We start from the raw sequence: 22,240 nt of genomic DNA, 5'->3' as shown, positions 1-22,240 counted from the left end.
TAACATCTTCAGTTGCTACAGAACCTTCACACTATCGTGTCGGAGGTTCACTATGTTCAAAAACCTATTTTTTCAAACCAAAGCACTACCAGAACTGTCATCGCAACTGGATACAGAAATTCCACGCTACCCGCCATTCCTGAAAGGGTTGCCAGCTGCGTCCCCCGAGGATTTGCAGTCTACACAAGACGAGCTAATTGCCAAACTGCGCCAGGTACTTGGCTTTAACCTGCGTGATTTTCAAAGGCTAATTCAGCCCTGCATTGATCATCTGGCTGCTTATGTTCATTTGTTGCCAGCTTCTGAGCATCATCATCACAGTGGCGCTGGTGGTTTATTACGTCATTCGTTGGAAGTTGCTTTCTGGGCTGCACAAGCTGCTGAAGGGATCATCTTTGTTGCCAGTGGCACACCGGTTGAAAAAAAAGAGCTGGAACCAAGGTGGCGTGTTGCGGCGGCATTAGGCGGTTTGTTCCATGATATTGGTAAGCCTGTTTCAGACTTGTCTATTACAGACGAAGATGGACGCTATCAGTGGAACCCTTTTTTAGAAACCTTATCCCAGTGGACCACAAATAACAGCATTGAACGCTATTTTATTCGCTGGCGCGACGGACGGTGCAAGCGGCACGAGCAATTTTCAATTTTGGTTTTAAACCGGGTGATGACACCCGAGTTGCTCGCCTGGTTAACCCAACCGGGCCCTGAAATTTTGCAAGCCATGCTGGAAGCAATTGGCAATACCGATCCAGAGCATGTCCTGTCCAAATTGGTTATTGAAGCTGACCAAACCAGTGTCCAGCGAGACCTGAAAGCTCAACGCATTTCCGTTGACGACAATGCCCTTGGTGTCCCAGTCGAACGCTATCTACTTGATGCCATGAGGCGATTACTTGCCAGTTCGCAATGGCTGGTTAATCAGCGAGATGCCAGAGTCTGGGTACGAAAATCCAATCAATCAACCCATCTTTACCTGGTTTGGAAAAGCGCGGCTAAGGACATCATTGAGCTGTTGGCCAAAGACAAGATACCTGGCATTCCACGAGATCCCGATACCCTTGCGGACATCCTCATTGAGCGAGGATTGGCCACTAAATCCACCTCAAATGAGCGATATGAAAGCCTTGCCCCTGAAGTGCTGATCAAAGACGACAAGCCAATCTGGTTAGCCATGCTGCATATAGTTGAGGCCGATTTATTGTTCAGCTCGAATGTACCAAGTGGTGTGACACTGTTTAGTAAACCTGATTGGGAAGCAACACAGCAAACACAAGCAGAGCCTCAGAGTCGCTCCAGTGAGCATTTAGACTTGCCTGAAGCGTCATCATCAATTGAACTCAGCAATTCGGCTGAGTCGCCATCGACAAAATCATCCGAACAAGATGATGAACTTCGTCATGCCAGTGATGTTAATCACCTTCAGGCAACTGAAAATGTTCCGGGTGATGGATGCGAAAAGCCTAACGATTCAAACGATGCCACTATCTCAAATAACGTAAACCAGCACGATGCAGACGCATTTAATCTCCCTGAATCTTTGGCGTGGCTCCCAGAGGCCAGCAGTGCGTTGATTATGGCTGGTGAACAGATACTGATCCGCTATCCCGATGCCGTAAGACCTTGGTGTGCACCCCGAAAACTGCTTGCTGAACTAAGTCGATTAGATTGGCTTGAACTAGATCCCGCAAACCCGACACGTAAGGCCAGAACTGTGACTACGAATGATGGCGTTCAGGAGCAAGGGTTACTGCTGAAAGTATCGATTTCTAAAGGGCTAATTGCACTGATTGACCTTTCCAAACAAGACGCAGAGTCAGTGGAACCAATTCAGAACGAAGAGGCTTCACAGCGTCCGAGTCGAACTGAGACAGCCAATGCCCAAGCAAAAGAGCCCGCCACAAGAGCGGAGCGTAAGCAAAAGCCGATTGCGCCCAATGCGAACTCAAGTACAGACCTCAAACACGCGCAGCGGCAACAGGTGGTTAATTTTGTGAAAGATTTGCCCATCTTACTGACCGATGGCAATTACCCAGACGTGGATCATAGTGCCGATGGTATTCGCGTCACGATTCAAACCTTACGCCAAGTCGCCAATGAGCATGGCATTCCAGCCGGACAGCTACTTCGGGGGATCTCGGCCAGTGACCAATGCCAGTTTGATGAGGGGGAAACGGTTCTGTTTACCGCTCACGCTAAACGTTAATCCATTTGAAGTTAAGCGGATTGTAAACGGTTATTTTGCGGAGCATGAATGAAAGAAAACGCATATGAGATGCCCTGGCGCACGAACTATGAAGCCATGGCAGTAGCAGGTTGGCTGGTTGGAGCAACTGGGGCAATTGCCGCAGAAATGCTGACTGAGCTACCACCTGAGCCATTTTGGTGGATGACAGGGATTTCCTCGGGCATGGCGTTGTATCGCCTGCCCGAGGCTTACCGTCTTTATAAACTACAGAAGGGGCTAAAAGGCAAACCATTGGCTTTTATGGAGCTGTCGCATTTACAAAAGGTGATGGCAAAACATCCTGATGAATTGTGGTTAGGGTATGGCTTTGAGTGGGATCAACGTCATGCCCAACGCGCTTATGAAATCTTAAAGCGGGATAAGCAAACCTTGCTTAACCAGGGGCACGGTAAGCAAATGGGTTCGACCTGGATTCATGGTGTTGAGCCCAAAGAAGAAGATGTGTACCAGCCAGTTGGTCACACTGAGGGGCATACCTTAATTGTCGGCACGACCGGGGCAGGGAAAACCCGATGCTTTGATGCGATGATCACTCAGGCCATTTTGCGCAATGAAGCCGTGATTATTATTGACCCCAAGGGAGACAAAGAACTTAAGGATAATGCACAGCGAGCCTGTATTGCCGCCGGTAGTCCTGAGCGCTTTGTGTATTTTCATCCGGGGTTTCCAGAGCATTCGGTACGGCTTAATCCCCTGAGGAACTTTAACCGGGGTACTGAAATCGCCAGCCGAATTGCGGCATTAATTCCATCTGAAACCGGTGCTGATCCATTTAAAGCCTTTGGCCAAATGGCACTGAATAACATCGTGCAAGGTCTGTTGCTTACTTCTCAGCGTCCTGATCTGAAAACACTGAGACGATTCTTGGAAGGTGGCCCAGAAGGCTTGGTAGTAAAAGCCGTCACGGCATGGGGTGAGCAGGTGTATCCGAACTTTAGTGTGGAGATCAAGCGCTTTACCGAAAAGGCCAATACCTTGGCTAAACAAGCCATGGCGATGCTGCTTTTCTACTACGAACGCATTCAGCCCGTTGCCGCCAATACCGATTTAGAGGGGCTATTGAGTATGTTTGAGCATGACAGAACCCACTATTCCAAGATGGTGGCCTCATTGATGCCGGTGCTCAATATGCTCACTTCAAGTGAACTTGGCCCACTGCTATCACCGATTGCAAACGATGTGGATGACAGCCGGTTAATTACGGATTCTGGCCGTATTATCAACAATGCCCAAGTGGCCTATATCGGGTTGGATTCATTGACCGACGCCATGGTTGGCAGCGCCATTGGTTCGTTGCTTTTATCCGATCTCACGGCTGTGGCCGGTGACCGCTATAACTATGGTGTTGAAAATCGTCCCGTAAATATCTTCATCGATGAGGCGGCTGAAGTCGTCAACGATCCCTTCATTCAACTGCTCAACAAAGGCCGTGGCGCAAAAATGCGTTGTGTGATTGCTACTCAGACCTTTGCTGATTTTTCAGCTCGTACAGGCAGCGAAGCTAAGGCCCGTCAGGTGTTAGGTAACATCAACAACCTGATAGCTCTTCGGGTGATGGATGCCGAAACGCAGCAGTACATTACCGACAATCTGCCTAAGACTCGGTTGCAGTACATCATGCAAACTCAAGGTATGTCGTCCAACTCGGACAGCCCCGCGTTGTTTACCGGCAATCATGGCGAACGCTTGATGGAGGAAGAAGGCGATATGTTTCCACCGCAGTTATTAGGCCAGCTTCCCAACCTGGAGTACATCGCCAAGCTTTCAGGTGGCCGCGTGATCAAAGGCCGCATTCCTATTTTAACCAGCTCTACACAGGCAGCATAAGGAGTCTGTATGCATCATTCTGTCTGTCTGAAAATGACAACACTTACCAGTAAAGAAATGCTCGCTCAGTGGCAGCAACATAACCCCCAGTTCAAGGAAACCTTAAGACTGCTTGAAACCGACTGGCCTCATGCTTTGGCCTCGGTGTATTGCTTGGCGGACTACTTAACGGATGCGTTCACGTTAGATGGCCATTCCATCTTTGATTTGTGTCTGTGTAATGGCTTGGGCAGTTATGAAGAAGTCAGTTGTGATGATGACAGTGTACGCCTGTGGCATTTCATTGAGGCGCTTACCTGGACTGCTGCCAGTGCTTTAACTGGGATTCGCCTGCGTGATCCTGACCATTTCGAGTGGGCCGCCGTGGATGGTGTGTATTTCCACACCTGGATTCGTAATCGTCCAAATCGGATGGCGTATTTGGCTGAAGGACGCATCGAGGTGCGTTATGTCAGTGGTCATACGACGACAAAGCGGCTTCAACAAGTGATTAAAGCCCGGATTATGACGCCAACCGTTGCAGCCATGCTGGCGCGAGTAGAAGAGGATGTTTGGCATGAGCAAGCATAAGTCGGTTTGGCTGCTGTGTCTGGCACTGATGCTGGAGATTATTGCCATTGGCGTGTTAGTGCCCGGTGATTGGACTGGCCGGGTCATCAGTAAAGAGAAGCAGATGATCCAAAACCAATTGGGCGCACAAACAAGCTATTGGATTGGTCAAACTAGCCATGGCTGGTATCAATCATGGGTTGTGGATACGCAGATGGAGCAATCTGTGCGTGATTTTCTAATCCCCAATGAAGAGCAGCGACTGCGCTCTAAAGGGATGGAGAACATGGGAGGCTTTTGGTTTGTCTGGGTGGAAGACCGTATTCAGGCATTTTTTGATGTGTTGTACCAAGTGTTCACTCGATTTGCTTTGCTGATGGTCTGGTTGCCCTTTGCGCTTATTCTCATGTTACCGGCGCTGTGGGACGGCTTGATGACCTGGAAGATTAAGAAAACAACCTTTGATTTTTCGAGCCCTATCATTCACCGCTATAGCATGATAATTCTGGGCTCAGGCATCATCTTGTTATTTATGGGATTGTTCGCCCCGCTGGCTATTCCACCGGTGGTGTTACCGTCGCTGATCATCGGTTTGGCATTGATGGCGGGGTTGGCGTTAAGTCACTTGCAGAAGAAGATATGAGGCCCATCAGGCCTCATCTTGTAGAGCTAAAACCTTACGCCTACGGTATTGCCGTTCTCGTCTTCAGCAGGCAAATGGTAAGTATCAATAAGGTGGCCTTGAAGCCAAATATATTGAGGCATCCAAAAAGAGTACTGTCGTATAAGAGCCAATACTTCTTTTAACGGTTTGTTTGCATGAGGCTCGGCAAGACGAAAGTACATGAATGAGCAATCATCTCGAAAATACTCATGAAGCTCTGAATCCGATAGCGTTTCTTTTAGCGGTCTGTTTTGTTCGTCGTCCTCATCAGGGGAATTGGCATAAATTTCAAATAGCTGCTTTTCAGTGAGCATCTCCAAGAAGTGGTCTTCAATTAAGACCCCATCACTGGTATCGACATCCATACCATCTTTGACATCAAAAGCCATGACACATCCAGAAGATAATGCCACTTCTGATGGTTTCAGTACGTCATTAGCTTGTACAACCTGATTCCAATGATTAAAACCAGCAGTTACTGCAATTTCATCGAGTGCTTGAGTGTGTGGAATAGATTTTTCACGTTTAAGCTTTCGTGCTTTTTGCTTTAAACGTTCAACCGTGGCAGAGGAAATGATTTTAGTAATTTGCATTGAGTTTCTCCTATTAGCGAATACGGTGCCCACTGCCGAGGTCGCAGAAAAAACCTAAGCAAAAAATAAATTTGATATGCATGTCGTCCCGTCCGGGTTTGCTAAAGTGGGCAGCTGGTCTCGACACGACCAATATCCCCATCATATCAACCGCATCAAAAAGATCAATTGTTAGTATTGTCTGATTAGAACCCTCAAAACCTTCAAGAATTCGGCATCTAGCTGACCACTGAAGCTGCCAATCCCGAGGCATCCTTCACTTCTCAATTCAAACAACGAGGAGTGACTATGGAACCTGTAAATATTCCATCCTATATCGATGACCCGCCGCACTTCCTGCTTTGGAGTGCCGATGAGATGGCTCCCATTCTGTTGGGGCTAGTGATCGGCATTTTTACCGGTAATGCCTTGGTTTTATGCCTGTTGGGGTTGGTGACAACCAAGCTCTATCGGCGTTTTCGTGATGGCCGCCCAGATGGTTTTATTCTTCACGCCATCTACTGGGCTGGACTGTTGCCAACCAAAGCCAAGACGATCCCTAACCCATTTATCAGGAGCTATCTGCCGTGAAGTTCGACGTGTTTTTAAAATCATGGCAAGGCACGCAATTAGAGAACCGATGGCAACGGTTCCTGATTGCGGTGCTGGTGCTATCTAACTTGCTTCTTGCGGTAGCGGCATTTTCTCGCAATACCGTGGTAGCCATTCAACCACCAACTTTGTCTGAAACGGCTGAAGTGTCACGAAACCAGGCCACTCAGCCTTACTTGGAATCCTGGGGGCTCTACCTGGCTGAGCTTATGGGCAACGTGACGCCGGGTAATGTGTCTTTTATCCGGGTTGCTATTGAGCCGCTACTTTCTCCAGCGGTGTACCAGCAAGTGGTCGATGCACTGGAGATTCAGGCAAGACAGATCCGTGAAGACCGAGTCACGCTCAAATTCCAACCCAGACAAGTGGAGTATGAGTATGAAACCGGCCATGTCTTTGTGACCGGTTATTCCTTGGTCTCTGGACCATCTGGAGATGAACAGCGCCAAACTCGCACCTATGAGTTTGACATCGATATTGAGCAATACCGTCCAAAGCTCAGTTGGATGGATACGTATGAGGGGCAAGCTAGAACGAAGCGCGTTCGTGAAAAGTTGACCCAAGAGCAAAACCGGAGGGTGAATGATGCGAACCAAAATTAGTCGATGGATAACACCAAGCTTAATCGCAATGAGCTTGAGTGGCGTCCTGTTATCTCAAGCGTCGTATGCAGACGTGGAATTGCCAATTGTGCCAGCCAGTGTGATGAAGCAGTCCGCTACTGGAAATCCACCGGTTCAAACCAATTCGGTTGCAACGGATGTGCCAACAACGCTACTAATGACACCGGGAGTCAATGAACTGATCCCTGTGGCACTTGGCCATCTGAACCGGATTGTGACACCGTTTGAATCGCCTCAGGTGAGAACAACCAGTGATGCTCAGACGCAAATCAAGGCGAATGTTGTATATGTGGCCACGGACAAAGAATCACCGGTTTCACTTTACATCACTCCGCCTGGTCAGGAAGCGCCAGCATTATCTGTCACCTTAGTACCTCGTCGTATTCCACCGCGTGAAATTACCTTAGCTATTGATGGTCAGCAGTGGCCTATTAAGGGCGTCGTGAACCGCAAAGCCGCCACTTGGGAAACGGCTCAGCCATACGTCGATAGCTTACGTGATTTACTCAGACGCCTTGCACTAAATGAGTTACCACAAGGCTATGACATCCGTTTAGCTGGCCAAACTGACACAAGCCCGAAATGTTTTCAGCCGGGCTTAAAGTTTGGTTTTAAGCAGGGGCAAATTGTGACGGGACATTACTTCACAGTCTATGTAGGACTGGTTGAAAGCTTTGCCGATGAGCCGATAGAAGCCAGTGAAATAGCCTGTCATGCACCAGATATAGTGGCAAGCGCTTACTGGCCTCGCAATATCTTGTTGCCGGGTGAAAAGACTGAGTTGTATGTGGTTGTTCGCAATCATCGTGAAGAACCAGTGGAAAGTCAGCGACCTTCGCTTCTTGTGGGAGGTAAGTAACGATGAAAGCACAATGGGAACAAATGAGCCCGAACATGAAGCGGGGTCTATCGGTTGCTGGTATTGCTGGTGGTCTGATCCTTATGGTGATGGTGTTTTCACCTAATCCTGATGATGGCGCGAACAGTCGGAACCGGCAGGAAACGATCCGGCACATTCTTACGGATACCAATACTCGTGATGTTGGGGTCGATAGTTTGGCTGCGAACGTGAAACTACTCAGTGAGCGCAACGAGCAGTTACGCCGAGAAGTTGAACGCTTGCGTCGTGACGTTGACTCAGGACGGTTAAGCCCCGGTTCGCCTTCTATACCAAGTGAGGTCAATGCGGAGTTGGCTCGTCTTCGAGCGGAACTTGATGATGTTCGCGCTGGAGGTGATGCAGCAGTTGAAGGCACAAATAGCCGTTTCGAAGTGCCTTTATCTGCCATGGAATTGCCTAAAGAAGAAAAGCCACTGCCGTCTAACCCAGACGACTATTTTGCCAATGCGCCGCTGCCTGATCCGCTCTATCAGCAGCCAGTCAATGGCCAAGGCACACGAGCACGGGATGTTCCATTGCCGCCAATCACGATTCGTATGATTGAGCCTGAAGTGGTTGCTGAACCAGAGGTTGTTGTGCAAGAAGCGCCGCCTTTGTATTTACCGGCGGGCAGCATCATCTCAGGTACTTTGATCACAGGTTTGGATGCCCCTACTCACGAGTCCGCAAGACGCGAACCTTTTCCTGCATTACTGAGGATTCAAAAGGAAGCCATTTTACCCAACCGATTCAGAGCGGATATCAAAGAGTGTTTCTTGATCGCCGCAGGTTACGGTGATTTGAGCTCTGAGCGTGCCTATTTGCGAGGCGAGACCATTTCATGTGTGAGAGAAGATGGTGGCGTCATTGAAACGCGACTGGATTCTTATGCCGTGGGTGAAGACGGTAAAGCCGGTATTCGTGGCCGATTAGTGTCGAAACAAGGCCAGCTGGTGGCCAAATCGATGATGGCCGGATTCCTTCAGGGCTTGGCAGGCGCATTTGATGTGAATCCTGTACCAACGATTCAGACGGGTAATGCCGGTGATACTCAGTTGTACCAGCAAGTCATGAGCCAAGAAGCATTACAAGGCGCTGCGATTAAAGGCACTGGTAAAGCATTGGATCGAGTGGCCAAGTTCTATTTGGACATGGCAGAAAATATGTTCCCAGTCATAGAGGTAGACGCTGCAAGGAAAATAGAAGTCATAGTCACTCGTGGGGCCTCGTTGTCGTTGGCCACTTCGCAAGGGGGAGGTGCAAGAAGATGAAAAAATCCTGCATGTTGCTAACCGATCGAAGTCCGTTTCAGACAATAAGATGTGTATCCAGAGGAGAGTTAACCATGACGACATCAATGCAGAACAACCCAAAGCACCAGTCAAAACAGTGGTCTAAAGCTGGATTACTTTTATTGGCAGTCGGCTCAACCTTATTGTCTGGCTGTAGTTCATTGGGTCTTGGGAGTAGTGAATATGGATGCCCAGGTATGCCTGACGGTGTGCGCTGTTTATCCGCTCGTGAAGTCTATGAGCTTACCAGTAATGGCGCTGCACCCAAGACGATTGATGCTGTGGCGACTCGAATTGGTTCTCCCTCTGGGTATTCACAATCTGATTTAGAGACAGGACTGCTGAGCCATCCAGCATTACCTGAGACGCAGCAATCTGCACCTATTCGCATTCCTTCAAGGGTGATGCGAATTTGGATTGCGCCTTGGGAGGATGACCGTGGAGATCTGAATTTATCCAGCTACGTGTTTACCGAAATTGAACCGCGCCGGTGGGATATTGGGGTGTCAGCACCTCGAATGGTTTCGCCTGTGCTACGTCCACTTCAGACTCAGAGCGATTCAACCTCAGCGGGAGCTGATGGTAAGCGCGATAACTTGAGTATCTACGGAGAAACTAACGAATGACAAATGCAGTTCGCACCATTCAAACTCAGCGCCTAATGACCATTAGTGCGCTTGGTTTGATGGCGTTAATGATTTCGGAGCCCTCATTTGCGGGCACCGGTGGTGATGCTTTCACTGATGTGTGGGATACCCTAAAAGACTGGACCCAAGGTACATTGGGACGGATCGTAGCGGGAGCCATGGTTCTGGTGGGTATTGTGGGCGGTATCGCTCGCCAAAGCTTGATGGCTTTCGCTCTGGGCATTGGTGGCGGTATGGGTCTCTACAACACACCAACAGTCGTTGAAAGTGTTATGTCTGCAACCTTACCTGTCGTTGCCAGCACTCAAGAAGTCATTGGCACAACCGTTCCAGCAATCAGCGCCGTTTTACTGGGCACCTGAATGTGAGCCATAGTAGTCAGTTCACTTAAGGCAATCAAACTTAGGTCTACACAACATCGGGTTATTGGTGATGTTGTGTAGACTTTTTCATTTCAACAACGCCGCATTAGCGGGCTTTGTTTACAGTATTTGGTATATTAACACCTAAAGTGTTAAAATCCCTATCGTAATAAACTAAATGGTTTATACTGTTCGTGATATTCACACTTGGGGTGTTAAAATGTCATCTAAGATAAACTGGCTTGTTGCTCATACTTCTCCTGGTGCGCTAGTACTTCAGCAATGGCTGACTGAAAACGGTGTGAGCTACTCCCTGGCTCAAAAGTACGCGCAGAACGGTTGGCTGAAGAAGCTTAGTTCTGGCGTGTACTATCGTCCAGATGCGCAGGGCGATATAAAGCCAACTTGGGTTGATGCCATTCAAGCATTAGATGTGCAATTGGGCGTTTCAGTTCATTTGGCTGGATTGAGCAGCTTAACTCACCAAGGACTGAGTCACTATTTACAGCTGAACAAAGAGCAAGTTTGGATTTGCGTTAAAAATAAGTCGTCCTTACCAAAATGGTTTCGTGAATTCCCTTATCAGAATTGGTTTTACTGTGGAAACCATAAGCTTGAAGTGAATCCCGAGAAAGATTTGAAAAGGATCACGGTTAAAGAGAAAGAACTCACTGTCAGCTGTGCAGAACTTGCTGCCTATGAAGTGGTAGACGCGATTGGGAAGCTGATTTCATTTGAGCATGTCGCAGAATTATTTCAGGGTTTAGTCAATCTTAGCCCTAGAAAAGTACAAGATATTCTTGAGCGAAGCAGCTCTGTTCAGGCAAACCGAATATTTCTATTTCTGGGTCGATACTACGATCACCAGTGGGTCAATCGCATAGATGAAACAAGAATTAAATTGGGGGCAGGAAAGCGGCAGGTTGTCGAAAAAGGACGTTTTGATGAGCGATATCAAATCACAGTGCCAGAGATATTAAGCGTCAAAAAAGGTGAACAACATAATGGATAAAGATAGCCCATATTACAAACAGGTTTCCTTGCTCATAAGAATGCTTCCTGTGGTAGCAACAGAGACGGTTTTTGCACTTAAAGGTGGCACCGCCATTAATTTATTTGTGAGAGATTTTCCTCGGTTATCTGTAGATATTGATCTTGCTTATCTTCCACTTGAACCAAGAGATGAGGCTTTGATTAATGTCAGGGCTGCATTGCAGCGCATTACAGACAGAATCAATACTCAACCAGATATCAGAGCGGCATTTCAGGATAATAAAGCTGATGAACTGAGAATAGTTGTATCAAGTCCGGTTGCGACGATCAAAATTGAAGTGTCGCCCGTCGCCAGAGGTACATTGCATAGTGCAGAAATAATGCCAGTTCAAGAGTCTGTTGAAGACGAGTTTGGTTATGCTGAGATTCAGGTAGTCAGTCTTCCCGATCTGTATGGTGGGAAATTGTGTGCTGCAATGGATCGCCAACATCCTCGCGACTTATTTGATGTGCGTATGTTACTTGGCAGTGAAGGGATTTCGAGAGAGATTTTGGTGGGTTTTTTAACCTATACATTAAGTCACCCTCGGCCTATTAATGAAGTCATGTCGCCAAACTGGCAGCCTCTGAATGAGAAATTTCAGGCAGAATTTGACGGAATGACTTTTGAAAAAGTTGAATGCGAAGACTTAGCCTCTGTTAGGCCCATGATGTTAATTGAGCTGCAAAAACATTTCACAGAAAGGGATCATGCTTTCCTTATGTCATTCAAAAGAGGGCAACCTGACTGGGCATTGTTTGACTATCCTAATGCAGCAGACTTGCCAGCGATTCGTTGGAAATTGCAGAACATTAACAAATTGGCAAAGAATCAAGCAAAACACCAAGAGCAATTAGATAAATTGAAGCAAGTGCTTGATGATTGGCTTGTTAACGCAAACGCCGAGTAATTCGTTTATAACAAACCTCAACGAGCTATAAGCCCACTAGTTAGATTGCGATTTCTTCAATCTATCTAACCGAGTCCACATAGGACAACTGCATAGACTGGAGCCTCGATTTACATTAACGAGGACTCCTCATGCGAAAACTATCTCCAATCATTCTGGCGCTTGCGCTGTCTCCTTTGGTTCAAGCTGAACCTGTGTCTGAAGTGTCGCCCGTTGGCAAAATTGACGGCATGGTTTCTTTACCTGTCACGGGTATGAAAGCGGTCGAAAGCAATGGCCGTATTGTTTTCATGTCAGACAGTGGCCGGTTCGTCATTGATGGCACGCTCTATGATGCCTGGTCGAAAAAGCCGCTTACCAGCCTTGAAGAGATTCGTGAAGCGGGAAACACGCTGGACTTAAGTCGTCTTGGCTTAAAAATGGATGATTTGAACCCACTGACGCTGGGCGAAGGCAAAAAGAAAGTGGTGGTCTTTGTTGATCCACGATGCCCGCACTGCCATGAGCTTTTGAAGCAAGCCTTACCGTTAACCAAAGAATACACCTTCCAAATACTCCCTGTGCCAGTGCTTGGTCCAGATTCAGAGCGTCAGGTTCGCCAACTTGGCTGTGCGCGTGATAAGAAAGCGGCCACCGATGCATTGCTCAATGGCCGGATTGGTAACCTAGAACAGGATGATGCCTGCAACTTGGAGCCAATGCAGCGTACCTTGGTGACGGCTCAAATTCTGGGCATTCAAGGTGTACCTTTCATCGTCGCCAATGATGGTCGCATCAGCCGAGGCCGTCCTTATGATCTTTCTGCTTGGTTGGAGGGGCGTTAATGAAAGCCTCTCTGTATTCAGGGCAACGCGCTTCAGAGCTGTTGCCAGTATTGGCCTATTCCGACGATGAGCAACTGTTTTTCATGGAAGACCAGAGTGTTGGCTTTGGTTTTCTATGTGACCCATTGCCGGGTGGTGATGAGTCTGTTGCAGACAGGGTTAATGTTCTACTTAACAACGACTGGCCAAAAGACACTTTGCTGCAATTTGGCCTGTACGCCTCGCCTGATATTCAAACCGACCTTCAGCTCATGATGGGCTTGCGGCATCGTCAATCCGATCCATTGCTCAGGGCGTCGATACGCAAACGTGCGGATTTCCTCGATGGCGGCACGGTTCAACCGATAGAAGAATCGACCCAGACTCAGGTACGCAACTTTCAACTGATCGTCACCTGCAAATTGCCTCTGGAAAGTCCTATACCGACGGAGCGTGAGTTGAGTCGAACATCCGCGCTTCGGGCTTCTTTCTCGCAGGCGCTGACAACGGTTGGTTTTCGCGTTACTGAGATGACTGACCGGAACTGGCTCGCGGCATTAAGTGCGCAGCTTAACTGGGGGAAAGATGCTTCTTGGCGTAATCCATCTCCAATTCGAAGTGAGGCAGATAAACCACTTCGAGAGCAAGTGTTGGATTATGACCGGGCTATCAAGGTGGATAGCCAAGGTCTGATGCTGGGTGATTACCGAGTTAAAACCTTATCGTTTAAGCGCTTGCCTGAGCGGATCTGGTTTGGTCATGCCGCAAGTTTTGCGGGCGATATGATGACGGGCAGTCGCGGTTTACGCGGAAGCTTTTTGCTGAATGTCACCATTCACTTTCCTTCAGCTGAGGCGATGCGATCTCGTTTAGAGACGAAGCGTCAATGGGCGGTCAATCAGGCCTATGGCCCGATGCTCAAGTTTGTGCCGGTGCTTGCAGCCAAGAAAAAGGGATTTGATGTTCTTTTTGAAGCCTTGCAAGAAGGTGATCGTCCTATTCGGGCAAACATGACCTTAACGCTGTTTTCACCAACTGAAGAAGCGTCCATCAGCTCTGTTTCAAATGCTCGAACTTATTTCAAAGAACTCGGATTTGAGCTGATGGAAGACAAGTACTTCTGTTTGCCCATTTTTCTGAATGCCTTGCCATTTGGTGCTGACCGCCAGGCGATGAACGACTTGTTTCGATTCAAGACCATGGCGACACGGCATGTGATCCCTCTGTTGCCTTTGTTTGCGGATTGGAAAGGTACAGGCACGCCAGTGATTAACTTTGTTTCCCGTAATGGCCAGATCATGAGTGTGTCTCTTTATGACTCGGGCAGTAATTACAACTGTTGCATCGCGGCGCAATCTGGGTCGGGCAAGTCATTCCTGGTGAACGAAATCATCTCCTCCTACTTATCTGAAGGTGGGCAATGCTGGGTGATTGATGTTGGCCGCTCCTATGAAAAGCTGTGTGAAGTCTATGACGGTGAGTTCTTACAGTTCGGGCGGGACAGTGGCATTTGCTTAAATCCGTTTGAAATCGTTGAGGACTATGACGAAGAAGCGGATGTACTAGTTGGGTTATTGGCCGCAATGGCCGCACCTACGCAGTCATTAACCGATTTTCAGATGGCCAACCTAAAGCGTCAGACCCGTGAACTGTGGGAGAAAAAAGGTCGTGCCATGTTGGTTGATGATGTGGCAGAGGCTTTGAAAAATCACGATGACCGTCGTGTGCAAGACGTGGGTGAACAGCTCTATCCGTTTACGACACAAGGCGAATATGGCCGCTTCTTTAATGGCCACAACAATATTCGCTTCAAAAACCGTTTCACCGTTCTGGAGTTAGAAGAGCTAAAGGGGCGTAAGCATCTACAACAAGTGGTGTTGCTTCAGCTTATCTACCAAATCCAACAAGAGATGTATTTAGGTGAGCGGGATCGTCGCAAGATTGTGTTCATCGACGAAGCCTGGGATCTGCTGACTCAAGGTGATGTCGGTAAGTTCATCGAGACCGGTTACCGTCGATTTCGAAAATATGGCGGCAGTGCTGTAACGGTAACGCAGTCGGTCAACGATTTGTATGACAGCCCTACAGGTAAAGCCATCGCTGAAAACTCGGCCAATATGTACCTGCTTGGCCAAAAAGCTGAAACCATCAACGCGCTCAAAAAAGAAGGCCGCTTGCCACTCGGTGAAGGCGGTTATGAGTACCTGAAAACCGTTCATACCGTCACGGGTGTCTATTCCGAAATTTTCTTTATTACCGAGATGGGCACCGGGATTGGCCGCCTCATCGTCGATCCGTTTCACAAGCTGTTGTACTCTTCCCGTGCAGAAGATGTAAACGCGATTAAGCAGTTAACGCGCAAAGGCCTTTCTGTTGCTGATGCCATCTCCCAGTTGTTAAAGGAGCGAGGCTATGAATAAGACCACGCTTTGGCCATTTATGGCTTCTATTACTTTGTCTATTGCTGGTAGCGGTTTAATGACCAGCTGGCTCTTAATGAAAACACTCGACCCCATCCACAGCCAGTTGGCGTTAAGTACGCCCATTGCTGTCGTGGATTTTGGGGAGGCGGTGTTGTCACTTGGCCCCAATGCCAGCGAACAAGACATCGAATCCAGGTTGCTTCAGACCAATCAGCAAATTGAAAAGCTAAAAGCAGCCGGTTTTATCGTGCTGGATGCCCAAGCGGTGGTGGGTGCAGATGATTCTGTATTCGTGCCAGTAGGATCAAAGGAGGTGTCTCATGCAGATACTCCGTAAAAGAATGCCTTGGCGGCCATATCTCATCCGTTTGACCATTCTTGCGTTAATCATGGCCTTGGTAGGCACCTACGCCATGATGCGCTACCGAATAGGGATTGATACCCAGCAAGAGCGCTGCCTGCCTGATACCACGGTGTATCTGATTGACCTATGGAATAAAGAGCCCGTTAAGGATGGTTTGTATGCCTTCCACTCAAAAGGACTCGCTCCGTTATATAACGACGGTACTCGTATGTTGAAACGCCTAACAGGGATGCCTGGGGATGAAGTCAATGTGACGCCTGAGCATGTGCTGGTGAACGGTGCTGAAGTCTCAACCGGCATGGCATTAGCCCAGCGTCTTGGTGTGGCTGAAACAGAATTTAGCCGCTCATTGACGCTGCAAGAAAACGAATATTGGTTTTCCGGCGAGGCTGCTACGAGTTTCGACTCCCGCTATTGGAATGCCGTTAAGCGCGAGCAGATTGTTGGTCGCGCTTGGCCGCTTTGGTAGGAGGTGGAAGATGAGAAGACTATGCCTCTTATTTTTGTTGGTTGCGCCATTGGCTTTTAGTCAAGTGTCCTGGGCACAAGAGCCTTATCCGTTGTCTGACGAGGACAAAAAGATCGTCGAAATGAGCCGCAGCATTTTACAAAGTGCTGTGGATGGTTCATCTGAATTTATCGAGCCTTTTTCACCGATTGAACAACCTAAGTCGCTCAAACACAACGATGAATGGTTGATATTTGCGTCGTCCTCACTGGGGGATTCCTCACTGATGCAGCTATTTAAAGAGGCCAGTGCTACCGGCGCTATTGTGTTGTTTCGGGGAATTCCTGAAGGAAAGACCTTGGGGGCGGCTATCCGTGATTGGCATACCCTGATGGCGGGACTTGATCCTGTTCCTCAGGTTCGAATCGATCCGAAAGCCTTTGTGCACTGGCGGGTGACTAGCGTGCCTGCCATTTTCCGCATAGAAGATGACAAGGTGACTGCAAGTGCACTAGGGGTTTACAGCAAGGACTGGTTGCAACGTCAAATTGAAACAGGCAATACCGGATCTTTGGGTCAACGCGGTCCGATTCATTCCATTTTAGAACCGGATTTGATGCAAGTGGCGATGCAGCGTTTACAGTCGCTTGACCTGGGCGCGTTAAAGAAAAAAGCCATTGAGCGTTTCTGGTCTCGCCAAACTTTCACTGACTTACCCAAAGCCACGCAGTATCGGATAAGAATGGTTGATCCAACCATCGTCATGAAGCGGCCACTATTGGATGCCAATGGCCGAACATTGATCCCAGCAGGAACGCGTATTAACCCGCTCAAAGCCTTGCCATTTACTCAGCAGCTTGTGGTGTTTAATGCGTCGGACGCTGAAGAAGTGGACGCAGTTTCGCATTGGCTTGAGGGCCAAGATAGGACACTGCGCCGCATTACGCTTATCACCACGCAGCTCGACCGTGCTCAAGGTTGGAATAGCCTCAATGCGCTCGAAAAGACATTGGACAGTCCGGTTTACCTTCTCAATGCCTCGCTAAAGCAGCGCTTTGATTTGCAAGTCACCCCGTCGTTTGTTCAAGCAAAGGGGCTCGCGTTTGAAATAGAAGAAATTCCAGCAAAGGAGCTTGTTCATGCAAAAGCTCAATAATACGTATCGTCTGATGCGGACTCTCGTTGTCATGCTTGTCCTGGGCGCATCTATTCCTGCAAAAGCCGAACTGACCTGCCCAGACGCGGGTTTATTGTCTGGCAAGTTGCTGACGGATGTTTGCTGGTCATGCATTTTTCCTATCCGGGTTGCAGGGCTTCCTCTTGGCTCTGGCAATGTCCCAAGCGGCGCATCAAACAAGTCATTTTGCTTGTGTGAAGACAACTTAGGCGTGCCAAGGCCAGGTATTGTTACCAGCATGTGGGAGCCAGCGCGTCTGATTGAATTGGTCAGAACGCCGGGTTGTTCGCCTTCCATGGGAGGGATCCGTTTACCGTTAGGTGATAGACGACTGCAAGGTGGTCATGGTGAAGGTGAATACGATACCGGCGATCTTGCGTTCTACCATTACCATTATTACGCCTTTCCGCTTTTGGTCATGCTTGATTTGTTCATGGATGGCAATTGCAATGCCGATGGTTACATGGACTTTGACTTGATGTATTTGTCGGAATTGGACCCAACATGGCTTAACGATGAACTGGCCTTTTTTACTCAGCCTGAAGCGGCTGCTGTTGCTAATCCATTGGCTATTTCGGCTTGTACCGCTGACGCTGCTTCATCAACGCTTGGTAAACCCATCGATCAGTTGTTTTGGTGTGCTGGCAGTTGGGGCCATCTCTACCCGTTATCTGGCCACACCTTAGCCTTTGGCTCATTAGCAGAAAACACCAGCCATTTAGCGGCGCGTGCAATCGCGGCTCAACACAGGCGTGGTCTTGCTAGGCGAACAATGGGGAACAGTGCGCTATGCCGACCTGTTATCGAACCCATGCTGCCGAAATCCCAATACAAGATGAGTATGTTCTTCCCTGTACCGGAAACTGAAAGTGCGCATGTCATCGGTGAAAGCACCATGAAATGGGGAGAGTGGCGAACGATCCCCGGTGCCGGTGAAGATGCGCTCTACATTTTGTGGCGCTGGCAAGACTGCTGTAACTCGGGAGGTTAACCATGAAACCAACACTTTTTACCCGAGTTTTAGCGGGTATTTTATCAATCACTATGGCGTGCCTGCCCTTACATGGTGTGGCCGCTGATGTGCAGCGCCAATCCGGCCTAAGCGGACAACAAGAAGGTAAGCAATTGCTGCAAAACTGGACGATGCCCGCACTCAATGGCAATACATTGTCGGTGCCGAATGGCAGTGGTAATGAGTCCATTAACTTGCAAGAGCTTTTCCCTGGTATGGATCAGGGCTCATTGGATGTCTTAACGGGCGTTTATGGCTCTGATGCCAGCATGAATCAATTGGGGACACAGCGCCAAGAGAGCATGGCATCCGAAAGTGGCGCTACGGGTGAAGCATTTCGTTCGCTACAGCAAATCAAAGACAGGTCTCGGCCAGATATGGTCAATGATCCGCTTTGGGCATTAACTGATGCGGTTCAAACTGACCCCAATCTATTAACCCAAAGCTTCCCCGGCTGTGAGTCTCAAGGTGAAGGCAGCCCAAATTACCAGCAATGTGACAGGCTCAATACAGCGGTTAACAGCTGCACTATTACTCACGATTACACGGCAGGCATTATTGAGCATGTTTCTGGACCGATGAACCTTCGCTCTTGTGGTGAGGGGTGTCTTGAAGTTTGGATTGGACGAATTGGCGACAACTACTGGAGTGGCCGTTGTAAAGTGTTTGAACAGGCCATCACACTCAAAGTCGTGAACCCCGATGCGATTACCTCAGCCGTTCTTGAGTACGCTAAATGGGATGACTACATGCAAGTTTGGCTTGGCGATCAGAAAGTCTGGTCTGGGCCGAACAATAACTTTCCACCAGAAACGTCAGGTCGCTGCGAGCTCAGTACCAGTTGGGAGCGCAATCCAAATACCGATCTCACTGCCAGGCTAAAAGCGGTAGAACCCGGTTTAGAAGTGCCGGTAAAAATTCGCGTATCGGTTACGGGTAGTGGTGAGGGGTATGCACGCATCAAGGTGCGCTTTGATCCAACCAAGGTGGTGATGAATGATAGTTGGTCGCCACAATCCTGTATCGAACAAGCAGCGGATATCCCGACGAAGTTTTCAGACTACAGCATTCAATGCACGGATCAGCCTTCTTCAACCAACGGATGTACGGTGGTCAATGGTGTTTCAGTTTGTGAGTCCTATTTTGCCCCAAGCCCAGTGGCTGGCATATCGCCTTTGTGTCGTCGTGTGCAAGTGAGTGTGGATGATGAAAGCTATAAAGGGATTGAAAATCAGGCCTGCCAAGTGCTTGAAGCGAATCCTTCCTGTGGATTCATGTCGTCAGAATGTGCCGAGACCAATGATAAAGGTGAATGCACTCGTTTTACCGATACCTATGACTGTGGATTGCAAACCAGCGATCCAAAGTGTGTGGTATCCAATCTTATGCCGAGTAGTTTTGAAGCCTGTGAGCCTACTCAGACGATCACGCCATTTACTGAAACCAAGCATGTACCCGATTACCAGGTGTGCGAGAAGATCAGCACGCTTACTCAGTGTCAGTTAGAGCGACGTGTATCCGCTGAAACCCATCAACAAAGCTGGTCCATTGAGCGTGGTTGCTTTAGCTCCGAAACGCTCAGTTTTGTTCCACAGCACAGCAGTACTATGCAAACTGGAAACGCTACGCTGAGGATTTTTGATAATCAAAATACTGAGATAAAAATCACCGAGTCGCCATCCAAGGCAAATGGCTGGAAAACGACACTCTCATTGACGGGCAATAAGGAGACGGTGACTGAGACGAAACCGTCCATTAAATACCCTGAAATGACCTGTCCAAAAGGAACCTTGGTTGGCTCATTGTGTAAAGTCGTCAATGGTTCGATTATTTCGTGGCATGAACCCCAGGAGGTCACTCGTTCCAGATGCGATTCCGGCTGGAACAAAGTCGATTTCGACACTTGCAGCCGAGAAGTTCAGAAGTGTTTGGCTCCTGCGAAACTGAGTGCTTCCTTGACCTTCTCCGGCAAGTACTTAGAGCAAGACGTTGTTCATCAATCAAGTGATCCGGGCATAGACCAATGCTTGATGCAAACGGATCAGTTTACTGCGGTGCAGTGGCAGTGTTTGGATACGGGCACAAAACGAATCGACGGGTTAACGGTTGGTAGTAGCGAGTTGGCGAAGCTTGGAAGTCTTTATCCGGCTGTTGTTTCGTCTCCTGCTCATTTAACCAGTCGTGGCAGCTCTGATGGACTGGGGCTCTCATGCTGGAGGGCAAAAGCGACCTATAATGCCTCGACTGCTCACCCAGAGTTCAACATGGGCAGCTCAGATAGCTGGGTAGATGCCAATGGTAATACACAAACCATCGTCAATAACGGACAAAACACGACCACCAATACGTGTGCCGCGCTAGAGCAAAATCCGGCCTGCCAGTACGTCAGAACCGAATGTACTGAGGGCGGGGCTGGTCATGAAGGCTTCTGTTATATCCAAAGTTTGGTGTATGACTGCGGACAAAGCGTTGAAGTGCAAAACGCTCGAATGGAAACTCAATACAACTGTGAGGGGCCAGTTCGCTGTATGGGCACAGATTGTTTAGAGCCAGAGTCAATCAAGCAGGCTAACTTTGCAGAGGCCGCTGCGATGCTTAATGCGGCGCAGTTTATGACCAATGATATGTCATGCACAGGAGCTGATGGCCAAGATAACGTCGAGTGTACGGTCTTTAAAGGTAATGCTGGCCAGTGCAAAAAAGCCGTTGGCGGCATAGTGGATTGCTGTGAAAAGCCAAGTGGCGTGTCGCTATCGGATTACATCACGATGATAGTTGCGGTCAACAAGCTTGATACGGCAGTCATGGCCATGAATCCGTCTTCGGCAATCTATGGTTCGTGGAATACGCTCAGGGAACCAATCACCAGTACCTGGAGTGCGGTTAAAGAGCCTTTTGTGTCTGCATGGGACTCTCTCATGGGGGCTGGGCCATCAACGGCTGCTGGCGCGGGAGCGGAGCAAGCTGCGACTGGCTTTATGCAGGTGTTGACCAACAAAACGGCTGAGTGGGTAGGCTCTACGTTTGGTTCGGGGGCGCAATCGGCACTGTTTAGTAACGTTGGTGGTGCGGTTGGAGCCGATGGTGTCGTTTCGGGTGGTAACTTTGCCCTGGGGGGCGCTGCGGGCGCGGTTCTGAGTACGGTTATGACGGCCTACATGATTTATTCAGTCACTATGATCCTCATTCAGCTTATCTGGAAATGTGAGCAGAGCGAGTTTGAAATGAACGCCAAGCGGGTATTGAAGAGTTGCCACTATGTAGGCTCTTACTGCAAGTCTAAGTTCTTAGGTGCCTGTGTTGAAAAACGGCAGTCATATTGCTGTTTTACTTCGCCACTTTCACGGATCATTCAAGAACAAGTACGCCCTCAATTGGGCCTTGGTTGGGGCAGTGCCAAGTCACCAAACTGTGAAGGTTTGACCGCGAGTCAGTTAAACCAGGTAGATTGGAGCCAAGTCAATCTCGATGAATGGATAGGTATCTTGTCGATAACAGGCAACCTACCCGAAGTACCGTCACTGGATCTGGAACGACTCACAGGCTCAGGAAGTACGCTAAACGTTGATGGAAATCGTCAGAGTGCCGCAGATAGAGCCATTGAACGGCTAAACGGAATGGATGCCCAGAAACTTCGCCAGGAGGCAACGGAAGAAGTCTCGGGGAACAATTAGAATAAATTGCTCCGTTAGCCCCGTTTTGCAGGACTAATGGAGCAGAAAAAATAATCAATATGCATTTATGTAACTGCGACAAATTTGCAAAAATGTGTTTGTAGTAGTTTCGATAAATAGAGT

At 48.6% G+C, this 22,240-nt stretch carries 21 protein-coding genes; 19 read left to right on the top strand and 2 right to left on the bottom strand.

Annotation, left to right across the window (positions count from 1 at the left end; genetic code table 11):
* Positions 1-52: 52 nt before the first annotated feature.
* The 4 genes from mobH to M1F14_RS21135 are packed head-to-tail and all read left to right on the top strand — an operon-like array spanning position 53 to position 5,264.
* The gene (mobH, locus tag M1F14_RS21150; protein WP_048609057.1) at positions 53-2,203 is read left to right on the top strand and encodes a MobH family relaxase; all 2,151 of its coding nucleotides are present in this window, start codon (positions 53-55) and stop codon (positions 2,201-2,203) included.
* 48 nt (positions 2,204-2,251) lie between these two features.
* On the top strand, positions 2,252-4,072 hold the full coding sequence (gene traD, locus M1F14_RS21145) for a conjugative transfer system coupling protein TraD (protein WP_048609054.1): 1,821 nt from the start codon (positions 2,252-2,254) through the stop codon (positions 4,070-4,072).
* A 9-nt stretch (positions 4,073-4,081) separates the two neighbouring features.
* Complete coding sequence (locus tag M1F14_RS21140; protein ID WP_000546513.1) at positions 4,082-4,642, top strand: hypothetical protein; 561 nt, start codon at positions 4,082-4,084, stop codon at positions 4,640-4,642.
* Positions 4,629-5,264, top strand: coding sequence for a DUF4400 domain-containing protein (locus M1F14_RS21135; protein ID WP_045611026.1), 636 nt, complete (start codon positions 4,629-4,631; stop codon positions 5,262-5,264). The genes M1F14_RS21140 and M1F14_RS21135 overlap by 14 nt, the downstream gene beginning before the upstream one ends.
* A gap of 26 nt (positions 5,265-5,290) precedes the next feature.
* Here M1F14_RS21135 and M1F14_RS21130 read toward each other — a convergent pair whose 3' ends face one another.
* On the bottom strand, positions 5,291-5,878 hold the full coding sequence (locus tag M1F14_RS21130; protein ID WP_085285720.1) for a plasmid-related protein: 588 nt from the start codon (positions 5,876-5,878) through the stop codon (positions 5,291-5,293).
* A gap of 13 nt (positions 5,879-5,891) precedes the next feature.
* A complete protein-coding gene (locus M1F14_RS21125; protein ID WP_011788473.1) occupies positions 5,892-6,131 on the bottom strand; it encodes a hypothetical protein in 240 nt (79 codons plus the stop codon).
* Between the two features lie 35 nt (positions 6,132-6,166).
* Between M1F14_RS21125 and traL the strand changes: the two genes are divergently transcribed.
* From traL to traN, 15 genes are all read left to right on the top strand, one after another.
* Positions 6,167-6,448 (top strand): type IV conjugative transfer system protein TraL, encoded by a 282-nt coding sequence (gene traL / locus M1F14_RS21120; protein WP_000433889.1) that lies wholly within the window; start codon positions 6,167-6,169, stop codon positions 6,446-6,448.
* Positions 6,445-7,071, top strand: coding sequence for a TraE/TraK family type IV conjugative transfer system protein (locus M1F14_RS21115; protein ID WP_000667170.1), 627 nt, complete (start codon positions 6,445-6,447; stop codon positions 7,069-7,071). Before traL ends, M1F14_RS21115 begins: the two co-directional genes overlap by 4 nt.
* The gene (locus M1F14_RS21110) at positions 7,052-7,951 is read left to right on the top strand and encodes a type-F conjugative transfer system secretin TraK (protein ID WP_345774757.1); all 900 of its coding nucleotides are present in this window, start codon (positions 7,052-7,054) and stop codon (positions 7,949-7,951) included. The genes M1F14_RS21115 and M1F14_RS21110 overlap by 20 nt, the downstream gene beginning before the upstream one ends.
* A gap of 2 nt (positions 7,952-7,953) precedes the next feature.
* Positions 7,954-9,243 carry a TraB/VirB10 family protein gene (locus M1F14_RS21105; protein WP_085285719.1) on the top strand — a complete coding sequence of 430 codons (1,290 nt, stop codon included), beginning with the start codon at positions 7,954-7,956 and terminating at the stop codon, positions 9,241-9,243.
* Between the two features lie 74 nt (positions 9,244-9,317).
* Complete coding sequence (traV, locus tag M1F14_RS21100) at positions 9,318-9,890, top strand: type IV conjugative transfer system lipoprotein TraV (protein WP_139175592.1); 573 nt, start codon at positions 9,318-9,320, stop codon at positions 9,888-9,890.
* On the top strand, positions 9,887-10,273 hold the full coding sequence (gene traA, locus M1F14_RS21095; protein WP_048608546.1) for a TraA family conjugative transfer protein: 387 nt from the start codon (positions 9,887-9,889) through the stop codon (positions 10,271-10,273). The genes traV and traA overlap by 4 nt, the downstream gene beginning before the upstream one ends.
* Before the next feature lie 220 nt (positions 10,274-10,493).
* Complete coding sequence (locus M1F14_RS21090) at positions 10,494-11,285, top strand: type IV toxin-antitoxin system AbiEi family antitoxin (protein WP_048608544.1); 792 nt, start codon at positions 10,494-10,496, stop codon at positions 11,283-11,285.
* A complete protein-coding gene (locus tag M1F14_RS21085) occupies positions 11,278-12,216 on the top strand; it encodes a nucleotidyl transferase AbiEii/AbiGii toxin family protein (RefSeq protein WP_000356587.1) in 939 nt (312 codons plus the stop codon). The genes M1F14_RS21090 and M1F14_RS21085 overlap by 8 nt, the downstream gene beginning before the upstream one ends.
* A gap of 131 nt (positions 12,217-12,347) precedes the next feature.
* On the top strand, positions 12,348-13,040 hold the full coding sequence (locus M1F14_RS21080) for a DsbC family protein (protein ID WP_001228924.1): 693 nt from the start codon (positions 12,348-12,350) through the stop codon (positions 13,038-13,040).
* Positions 13,040-15,439, top strand: a complete 2,400-nt coding sequence (gene traC / locus M1F14_RS21075) for a type IV secretion system protein TraC (RefSeq protein WP_048608542.1) — start codon at positions 13,040-13,042, stop codon at positions 15,437-15,439. Before M1F14_RS21080 ends, traC begins: the two co-directional genes overlap by 1 nt.
* On the top strand, positions 15,432-15,779 hold the full coding sequence (locus M1F14_RS21070) for a hypothetical protein (RefSeq protein ID WP_048608540.1): 348 nt from the start codon (positions 15,432-15,434) through the stop codon (positions 15,777-15,779). The genes traC and M1F14_RS21070 overlap by 8 nt, the downstream gene beginning before the upstream one ends.
* Positions 15,763-16,275, top strand: coding sequence for a S26 family signal peptidase (locus tag M1F14_RS21065; RefSeq protein ID WP_172689549.1), 513 nt, complete (start codon positions 15,763-15,765; stop codon positions 16,273-16,275). Before M1F14_RS21070 ends, M1F14_RS21065 begins: the two co-directional genes overlap by 17 nt.
* A gap of 10 nt (positions 16,276-16,285) precedes the next feature.
* Positions 16,286-17,410, top strand: a complete 1,125-nt coding sequence (locus tag M1F14_RS21060; RefSeq protein WP_048608537.1) for a TrbC family F-type conjugative pilus assembly protein — start codon at positions 16,286-16,288, stop codon at positions 17,408-17,410.
* Complete coding sequence (locus M1F14_RS21055) at positions 17,394-18,422, top strand: TraU family protein (protein ID WP_048608535.1); 1,029 nt, start codon at positions 17,394-17,396, stop codon at positions 18,420-18,422. The genes M1F14_RS21060 and M1F14_RS21055 overlap by 17 nt, the downstream gene beginning before the upstream one ends.
* 2 nt (positions 18,423-18,424) lie before the next feature.
* A complete protein-coding gene (gene traN, locus M1F14_RS21050) occupies positions 18,425-22,117 on the top strand; it encodes a conjugal transfer protein TraN (RefSeq protein ID WP_004249370.1) in 3,693 nt (1,230 codons plus the stop codon).
* Positions 22,118-22,240 lie beyond the last annotated feature (123 nt).

The organism is Providencia sp. PROV003 (genome assembly GCF_045040775.1).
Lineage (GTDB): Bacteria > Pseudomonadota > Gammaproteobacteria > Enterobacterales > Enterobacteriaceae > Providencia > Providencia huashanensis.
The sequence above is the reverse complement of the archived record's forward strand: the minus strand, read 5'-3'. Positions and strand labels throughout refer to the sequence as shown.